An 8294-nucleotide genomic window follows, 5' to 3' on the forward strand; every position below is an offset into this window, starting at 1 on the left:
CTTTCCTCCGGGCTTCCCTTCGGTCTTGCGTTTCCGACTCTATCAGACCGTTTCCGGTTCCGATTTCCTCGGTGCTTTCCAGGTTTCCGCTTCCGCGTTTACCTTTCCGGCGGTTCCGACTCTACCAGATCCTTTCGGGCCTGATTCCCAGTCAGAGTGGGCTGCCTTCCCGGCCGTTGGACCGTTCCGACGTCTCAAACCTTAGCCGATTCCCCCGGCGGAGTTCCAATCGAGGTCCAGTGACCTGATCGAACACAGCCGAGCCCAAATCGAATTGAATTCGGGCACGCCGAAATCAATCCCGTTGGGAGATCGTGCGGATGGTTTGGGTTGCCGCTGTCGCGGCGGAGGTGCTGCCGGAGAACCGTTACGGCTCGGCGGCAACCCGAAGAACTTTACGGATCGAGCAAGGGCCTGTCAAGCACCCTCTGTCAAGATCTTTTATTGCGAGACCGGCCGGGGTCGGTCGAACTCAGTCCAGGTCGCTGAGCCGGCCACCGGCGTCCGGCTGGGCGTGCTCCACCCTGCGCAGCAGGCGGGTCAGGACCTCACCCAGGACGATGCGCTCCTCCGGGGAGAGGTCCTGGAGGAGGTCCTCCTCGAAGACCGTCGCCATGCGCATCGCCTCCAGCCACTTGCCGCGGCCCTCGGGCGTCAGCTCCACGATCACGCGGACGCGGTTGGACTCGTCCCGCTCCCTGGTGACCAACCCCTCCGCGACCATGCGGTCGATCCGGTGGGTCATCGCGGCCGGCGTCAGGCCGAGGCGCTTGGCGAGGTCGCTCGGGCCCATCCGGTAGGGGGCGCCGGCGAGGACGAGGGCCTTGAGGACCTCCCACTCGGAGCTGCTCATGCCGAGGTTCGCGGTCTGGCGGCCGTACGCGACGTTCATACGGCGGGTCAGGCGGCCCAGGGCCGAGACGATCTTCTCGACCTGGGGGTCGAGGTCCTTGAACTCGCGCTGGTAGGCGGCGATCTGCTCGTCGAGTGTCGGTTCGCCCATGGGCGGCAGTATCGCACGGGGTCGCTTGGCGTTGAAGTCCTTCTAGATGTATTGTTTAGCTTCGAAGTCTTCGGGACTAAGAAGTACCGAAGGAGACCAACTACCTGATTGAGGTGACCGTGACCAGGGCGATGGGCGCAGCGATGCGCCGGATCCACGTGGGCAACGCACTCAGCGCGTTCGGGCTCGGTTTCACCGTCCCCTACCTGTACGTCTATGTGGCGCAGGTGCGGGGCCTTGGAGCCATGACGGCGGGTCTCGTGCTCGCCGTCTTCGCCGTGGCCGCGCTGATCGTGCTGCCGTTCGCCGGGCGGGCCATCGTCCGGCGTGGCCCGCGGCCGGTTCTGATCGTCGCCCTGGTCCTGGCCGCCGTAGGGTCGATGAGTCTGGGGCTGGCGGGGAGTGCTGCGGCGGTGTTGCTGTCGGCTGCGGCGCTCGGGGCCGGGCAGGCCGTGATGCAGCCGGCGCTCGCCACGATGATCGTGGAGTGTTCTACGGCCGAGACGCGGTCGCGTGCCTTTGCCATGCAGTTCTTTCTGCAGAACCTCGGGCTCGGCGTCGGCGGGCTCATCGGCGGTCATCTGGTCGACACGACCAGCGCGTCCTCGTTCACGCTGCTCTTCGGGATCGAGTCGGCGATGTTCCTGGTGCTCGCCGGTGTGGTGTCGACCGTGCGGATGCCGCACTCTCCCGCGATCGGTGACGCTCCCTCACAGTCGGCCAAGGGTGCCTGGAAGCAGCTGCTCGGCAACCGCGCCATGGTGCAGCTCAGCGTGCTCGGCTTCGTGCTGTTCTTCGCCTGCTACGGGCAGTTCGAGTCGGGGCTGAGTGCCTACGGGGTCGAGGCGGCCGGGATCTCCACGTCCGCGCTCGGGACCGCGCTGGCCGCCAACACCGCGATGATCGTCGTCGCGCAGTTCGCGGTGCTGAAGTTCGTCGAGCGGCGTCGGCGGTCGCGGGTGATCGCGGCCGTAGGGCTGATCTGGGCGCTGGCGTGGGTCACGGCCGGGTTCGCGGGGCTCGGGCACGGGAGTCAGGAGATGGCCACGGCCGCCTTCGTGTCGACGTACGCGCTGTTCGGGCTCGGTGAGGCGATGCTGTCGCCGACCGTCGCTCCGCTGGTGGCCGATCTGGCGCCGGAGGGGATGGCCGGGCAGTACAACTCGGCCTTCGCGCTGGTGAAGCAGCTCGCGCTGGCCCTGGGGCCCGCGGTGGGCGGGCCGCTCGGGGCCTCGCTGCCCGCCCCGTACGTCGTGACGTTCTTCTTGTTCTCGCTGGGGATCAGTGTGCTCGCCGTAAGGCTGGGGCGGCAGTTGACCGCCGTACAGGATCAGCCGTGGCGGGCGAAGGGGAGTCGGGTGGTCGCTCGGGGGGCTGTGGAGCCTGTCGGAGTCGAGGCGTAGGGGCTCATACCGGGGCCGTCTTGGGGAGCACGAACTCGCACCAGACGGCCTTGCCTCCGCCGGGGGTGCGGCGGGAGCCCCAGTTGGAGGCGATCGTGGCGACGATCGCGATGCCTCGGCCGGACTCGTCGGCCGGTTCCGCGCGGCGGCGGCGCGGGAGGTGGTCGTCGCCGTCCGTGACCTCGACGATGAGTCGGCGGTCGGTGCGGCGCAGGCGTAGGCGCATGGGCGGGGTGCCGTGCTGGAGGCTGTTGGCGACCAGTTCGCTGGCGGCCAGGACGCCCAGGTCGTGCAGTTCCGTGGGGAAGCGCCAGCTCGTGAGGACACCGGAAGCGAACGCACGCGCGCGTGGGGCCGCTTCCACTCCGCCGAGCAGCTCCAGGGCCGCGTTGCGGAAGAGTTCGCCGGCCGGGCCGGTGCGGGCCGGGTGGCGGACGACCAGGACGGCCACGTCGTCGTCGTGGTCCGCGGTGACCCCCAGGGAGCGGACCAGTCGGTCGCAGACGACCTGGGGGGTGCCGGTGGCGCCGGCCAACGCACGCTCCAGGGAGGCGATTCCCTCGTCGAGGTCCTCGTCCCGGCGCTCCACCAGGCCGTCCGTGTAGAGGACCGCCGTGGAGCCGGGGCTGAGGGGGATCGAGCCCGAGGAGTGGATCCAGCCGCCGGTGCCGAGCGGGGGGCCGGTGGGTTCGTCGGCGCGTTGGACCGCGCCCGTCTCGTCGCGGACGAGGATCGGGAGGTGGCCCGCCGAGGCGTAGACCAGGCGGCCCTCGTTCGGGTCGAAGATGGCGTACACGCAGGTGGCGATCTGGTTGGCGTCGATCTCCGTGGCGAGGCCGTCCAGGAGCTGGAGGATCTCGTGCGGGGGCAGGTCGAGACGGGCGTACGCGCGGACGGCGGTGCGGAGTTGGCCCATGACGGCCGCCGCGCGGACGCCTCGGCCCATGACGTCGCCGATGACCAGGGCGGTGCGGCCGCCGCCGAGTGTGATCACGTCGTACCAGTCGCCGCCGACCGCGGCCTCGGTGCCGCCGGGCTGGTAGGTGGCGGCGATGCGCAGGTCGTCGGGCTCTTCGAGTTCCTGGGGAAGGAGCGAGCGCTGGAGGGTCACCGCCGTCTCGCGCTGGCGGCGCTCGCTGGTGCGCAGGCGCTCGGCGGCCTCGGCGTGGTCGGTGACGTCGGTGGCGAAGACCAGGACACCGCCCTCGGCGCTGTCGGCGCTCTTGGCCACCGGGGTGCAGGTGAACGTGTACGAGCGGCCGCCGGGGGCCTTGCGGGACTTCAGGGTGCGGGGCTTGCCGCTGCGCAGGACCTGGTCGAGGAGCGGGAGCAGGCCCAGTTCGTCGAACTCGGGGAGGGCCTCGCGGGCCGGTGCGCCCAGGGGGCGGGTCCCGAAGGCCGCCACGTAGGCGTCGTTGACGTACGCGATGCGCTGGTCGGGGCCGTGCACGAGGGCGACGAGGGCCGGGACGCGGTCGAGGACCTCGCGGACGGGCAGGTCGTCGACGGCGGGGACCGGCGGCGGCTCGTCGGTGAGCTGCTCGGCGCGGGCCGCGGGCACGGAACCTTCTCCCCGCCGGTCCGGGGTGACCGGGTGGTCGGTCCGCGCCGCGGCGCGGCGCTGCGTTCCGGGGAGCCGGGCGCTCCAACGCGTGAAGTTCACGAATCCTTGCCTCGTGTAGATGTCGTCGGCCGGTTCCGGACCCTGCCGGGGGTCCGGGGGCCACGCGGCGGGAGCCGCACATCGGTCGCGGCCAGTCTGGCAGTGTGGCGGACCCGGTCGATATTCGTCAGACGCCGGGGCGGCCGCCGGAGTTCCTCGGTCCGGTCAGTTCGACCCCTTCGGGTCGTGCGGAGGCTTTCCACCGGCCGCGAGTTCGAACTCCGCTCGGGGGTGTTCGAGTGAACCGAGGGAGACGATCTCCCGTTTGAAGAGCCCCGCCAGGGTCCATTCGGCGAGCACGCGGGCCTTGCGGTTGAAGGTGGGCACCCTGCTGAGGTGGTAGACGCGGTGCATGAACCAGGCAGGGTAGCCCTTCAGCTTCCGTCCGTAGACCTGCGCTACGCCTTTGTGCAGTCCCAGGGAGGCGACCGAGCCGACGTACTTGTGGGCGTACGTCTCAAGGGGCTCGTCGCGCAGGGAGTGGGCGATGTTGTCGCCGAGGATCTTGGCCTGGCGTACGGCGTGTTGGGCGTTGGGGGCGGTCTCGGTGCCGGGCCGGTCGGCGGTCACGTCGGGGACGGCCGCCGCGTCTCCCGCGGCCCACGCGTGCGTGGTGCCCTCGATCGTCAGCTCCGCGGTGCACTTGAGGCGGCCGTGCGCGGTGAGCGGGAGGTCGGTCGCGGCGATGACGGGGTGGGGCTTCACTCCGGCCGTCCACACGAGCGTGCGGGTCGGGAAGCGCTGGCCGTCGCTGAGGACGGCGACGCGGTCGACGCAGGATTCGAGGCGGGTCTCCAGGAGGACCTGGATGTTGCGTCTGCGCAGCTGGGTGACGGTGTAGGTGCCCATCTCCTCACCGACCTCGGGGAGGATGCGGTTCGAGGCCTCCACGAGGATCCACTTCATGTCGTCGGCGTCGACGTTGTGGTAGTAGCGCACGGCGTAGCGGGCCATGTCCTCCAGTTCGCCGAGCGCCTCGACGCCGGCGTAACCACCTCCTACGAAGACGAAGGTCAGCGCCGCGTCGCGGATCGCGGGGTCGCGGGTGGAGGAGGCGATGTCCATCTGCTCGATGACGTGGTTGCGCAGGCCGATGGCTTCCTCGACGGTCTTGAAGCCGATGCCGTGGTCGGCGAGTCCGGGGATCGGGAGGGTGCGCGAGATCGAGCCGGGGGCCAGGACGAGTTCGTCGTACGACAGCTCTTCGGCGCCGGTGCCCTCCTCCTCGGTGGCGAGGGTGCTGAGGGTCGCGGTGCGCTTGGCGTGGTCGATGGCGGTGGCCTCGCCGATGACGACCCGGCATTGGTCGAGGACGCGACGGAGCGGGACGACGACATGGCGGGGGGAGATCGAACCGGCGGCGGCCTCGGGGAGAAACGGCTGATACGTCATGTAAGGGTCGGGACTGACGACGGTGATCTCGACCTGCCCGCGCCTGATTTCACGTTTCAACTTCTTCTGAAGGCGCAGGGCCGTGTACATCCCGACGTAGCCGCCACCGACAACGAGAATGCGCGCGCGTTCCTTCACCATCCCATGACGCACCCGGCGCTGGAGTTTGTCCACAGCCTCGACAAATTGTGTGACCGGCGGCGGAGGGTGCGCGGGGGCACCGAAAGTGCCGTCGTCGAGGGCAGGTTCGCAGGTCAGTGAGGGTGATCGGGGTGGTGTCCCGGGGTGCAATAGGGGCGTATGCGACCCGTACTCCGATCGGGGGGCGCTCCGTGCGGAACCTGCCCCTTCTGAATTGACCCCCTCTCAACTATGTTCGTGTGTCGACGGGGTGAAGGGGGATGTGCTCAGCGAGTCCGCGAAGAGCGGGGCTCGCGAACCGGGCTTGTCTCACGATGCTCCGGCTGCCGATGGCGGGGAGTCTCCGGGGGGAGACGTCATTAACCGGGGGAACGTGTATGCATATTCAGGATTCTCATTGGACATCCGCGTCAGCCGTCGCATCCGGCGGCGCGGTCGGAGCGGCGGGAAACGGACGTGGGGACTCCTCGCGGACGACGCCGTTGCGGGTGGACGCACAGCGCAATCTGGAGCACGTGCTGCGGGCGGCGCGTGAGGTCTTCGGCGAACTCGGTTACGGGGCGCCGATGGAGGACGTGGCGCGACGCGCGCGGGTCGGTGTCGGCACGGTGTACCGGCGCTTCCCGAGCAAGGACGTCCTGGTGCGCCGGATAGCCGAGGAGGAGACCTCCCGGCTGACCGACCAGGCGCGTTCGGCGCTCGGCCAGGAGGACGAGCCGTGGTCGGCGCTGTCGCGCTTCCTGCGGACGTCGGTGGCCTCGGGCGCGGGGCGGCTGCTGCCGCCGCAGGTGCTGCGGGTGGGCGTCGCCGACGAGATCGCCGAGGGCGGCGGTCTGCTCGACGAGGCGCGGGTGCCGCAGCAGCGGACGCAGCCGAACGCGGGTGAGTTGCGGCTGGTGCCGGAGGAGTCTGCGGGGTCCCTGGGCTCCGGTTACGACGCCGGGGCGACCGCGCTGCTGGAGGTCGTGGGGCAGCTCGTGGACCGTGCGCGGGCGGCGGGTCAGCTGCGGGCGGACGTGTCGGTGTCGGACGTGCTGCTGGTGATCGCCACGGCTGCGCCTTCGCTGCCGGATGCTGCGCAGCAGGCGGCGGCGTCGGCGCGGTTGCTGGATATCTTGCTGGAGGGGTTGCGGTCGCGGCCGTTGTGAGCGCGGGCCGGTGTCGGTATGAGCCGGTGTTGGCGTGGGCGTCTTCTGGGGGCTGCGCCCCCAGACCCCCATCGGCCCTGAAGGGGCCTCGTCCTCAAACGCCGGACGGGCTGATTATGCGGGCCTGTGCCGAAAAGGCGCCGGACGGGCTGGATGTAGCCGGCCTGCGCTGAAAAGGTGCCGGGCAGGCTGATTTTGTGAACCCGTGCCGAAAAGGTGCCGGACGGGCTGGGGGGTGGCTCCACGTGACTCGATTAGGTGACTGTGGAGCGCGCCCCCCATGCCGTCCACGCCCCGCGTGACCCCTGGGGACATTTCCGGCATTGCAGGCTTCGGCGTCAACTCCCGCTCCACGCACGACAGTTGATCCTTCCCCGGAGGGGTGAACGCTAGTACTGCGTTGCGGGAAGTCCCCACGGATGAGTGGATCGTCCGTACGACGGGGTCCTGAACAAAAGCCAATATGGCTACGCTGACCCGGTGTTCGGGACCGGTTGGGCAGGCGGCGGGGGCTTTCCGCGATGAGCGTTGACGGGCGTGACGAGTCACTGGGCGACGGTGACCCGGAGGCCGGTGGGCTGACCTCACCACAGGTGCCGAGTCAGGGTGGGCCCAGTGGTCTCCCTCCAGGTTTCGAACCCGGCGAGGGCAGCGTTCCGCCGCAGCGCGAGGGCAGTGTGCTGCCGCCCCGGGAGATGCCTGCGGCCGACGCCTCGCTGATCGAGCGGATGCGTGCCGGTGACGACACGGCGTACGAGGAGTTGTACCGGCGCCACGCGGACGCCGTGCGCCGCTACGCCCGGACCTGTTGCCGGGACGGGCACACCGCCGACGATCTCACCGCCGAGGTGTTCGCCCGCATGCTCCAGGCGGTGCGCGGCGGGTCGGGGCCCGAACACGCCGTACGCGCCTATCTGCTGACCTCCGTCCGGCGCGTCGCCGCGAACTGGACGAAGTCGGCGAAGCGCGAGCAACTCGTCGACGACTTCGCGGTGTTCGCCGCGCAGTCCGCGCGGGTGTCGGAAGTGTCGGACGACGACACCATCGATCTGGGCGCCGATGTCCGCGCCATGCACGTGGCCGAGCAGTCGATGGCCATGCAGGCCTTCCGGTCGCTGCCCGAGCGGTGGCAGGCCGTGCTGTGGCACACGGAGGTCGAGGACGAGTCGCCGAGCGAGGTCGCCACGCTCTTCGGGCTCGACGCCAACGGCACGCGCGTGCTGGCCAGTCGGGCCCGCGAGGGGCTCAAGCAGGCCTATCTCCAGGCCCACGTCAGCGCCACCCTCACCGACGACGAGGAGTGCGCGCGCTACGCCGACCAGCTCGGCACCTACGCCCGCCGCCGGCTGCGCACGCGTGCCGAACGGGGGCTGCGCAAGCACCTGGAGGAGTGCGCCAAGTGCCGGCTGGCCGCGCTGCAGATCGAGGAGGTCGCCAGCGGTATCCCGGCGGTCGTCCCGATCGCGGTCATCGGCTGGTTCGGCGCCGCCCGCGATGAGCGCGACCGCCTTGGCGTACCCGGCGGCGCCGAACCAGCCGATGAC

The 8294-nt window shown here is 70.1% G+C and carries 6 protein-coding genes; 3 read left to right on the forward strand and 3 right to left on the reverse strand.

The window, feature by feature from the left end:
* Nucleotides 1-472: 472 nt before the first annotated feature.
* On the reverse strand, nucleotides 473-1003 hold the full coding sequence (locus JHN63_RS42515; protein ID WP_200690487.1) for a MarR family winged helix-turn-helix transcriptional regulator: 531 nt from the start codon (nucleotides 1001-1003) through the stop codon (nucleotides 473-475).
* A gap of 119 nt (nucleotides 1004-1122) precedes the next feature.
* Between JHN63_RS42515 and JHN63_RS42520 the strand changes: the two genes are divergently transcribed.
* On the forward strand, nucleotides 1123-2406 hold the full coding sequence (locus JHN63_RS42520; protein WP_307782111.1) for an MFS transporter: 1284 nt from the start codon (nucleotides 1123-1125) through the stop codon (nucleotides 2404-2406).
* A gap of 4 nt (nucleotides 2407-2410) precedes the next feature.
* Here the strand turns inward: JHN63_RS42520 and JHN63_RS42525 are convergent, their stop codons facing one another.
* Together JHN63_RS42525 and JHN63_RS42530 are read right to left on the reverse strand one after the other, a co-directional pair.
* The gene (locus JHN63_RS42525) at nucleotides 2411-4069 is read right to left on the reverse strand and encodes a SpoIIE family protein phosphatase (protein WP_200690488.1); all 1659 of its coding nucleotides are present in this window, start codon (nucleotides 4067-4069) and stop codon (nucleotides 2411-2413) included.
* A 165-nt stretch (nucleotides 4070-4234) separates the two neighbouring features.
* Entirely contained in the window at nucleotides 4235-5602 is a 1368-nt protein-coding gene (locus tag JHN63_RS42530; protein WP_200690489.1) for an NAD(P)/FAD-dependent oxidoreductase, read from the reverse strand.
* A 377-nt stretch (nucleotides 5603-5979) separates the two neighbouring features.
* On the opposite strand from JHN63_RS42530, the gene JHN63_RS42535 reads away from it, so the two are divergent.
* Both JHN63_RS42535 and JHN63_RS42540 read left to right on the forward strand, forming a co-directional pair.
* Nucleotides 5980-6750, forward strand: a complete 771-nt coding sequence (locus JHN63_RS42535) for a TetR/AcrR family transcriptional regulator (RefSeq protein ID WP_200690490.1) — start codon at nucleotides 5980-5982, stop codon at nucleotides 6748-6750.
* A gap of 521 nt (nucleotides 6751-7271) precedes the next feature.
* Nucleotides 7272-8294, forward strand: a 1023-nt coding sequence (locus tag JHN63_RS42540; RefSeq protein ID WP_200690491.1) for an RNA polymerase sigma factor, incomplete at its 3' end; no start/stop codon positions are given.

Source organism: Streptomyces sp. MBT65, from assembly GCF_016612545.1.
Classification (GTDB): Bacteria; Actinomycetota; Actinomycetes; order Streptomycetales; family Streptomycetaceae; genus Streptomyces.

Coding starts and splice junctions, on each gene's coding strand:
- JHN63_RS42515 (WP_200690487.1), bottom strand. CDS start 1,003: ATGGGCGAACCGACACTCGACGAGCAGATCGCCGCCTACCAGCGCGAG.
- JHN63_RS42530 (WP_200690489.1), bottom strand. CDS start 5,602: ATGGTGAAGGAACGCGCGCGCATTCTCGTTGTCGGTGGCGGCTACGTC.
- JHN63_RS42535 (WP_200690490.1), top strand. CDS start 5,980: ATGCATATTCAGGATTCTCATTGGACATCCGCGTCAGCCGTCGCATCC.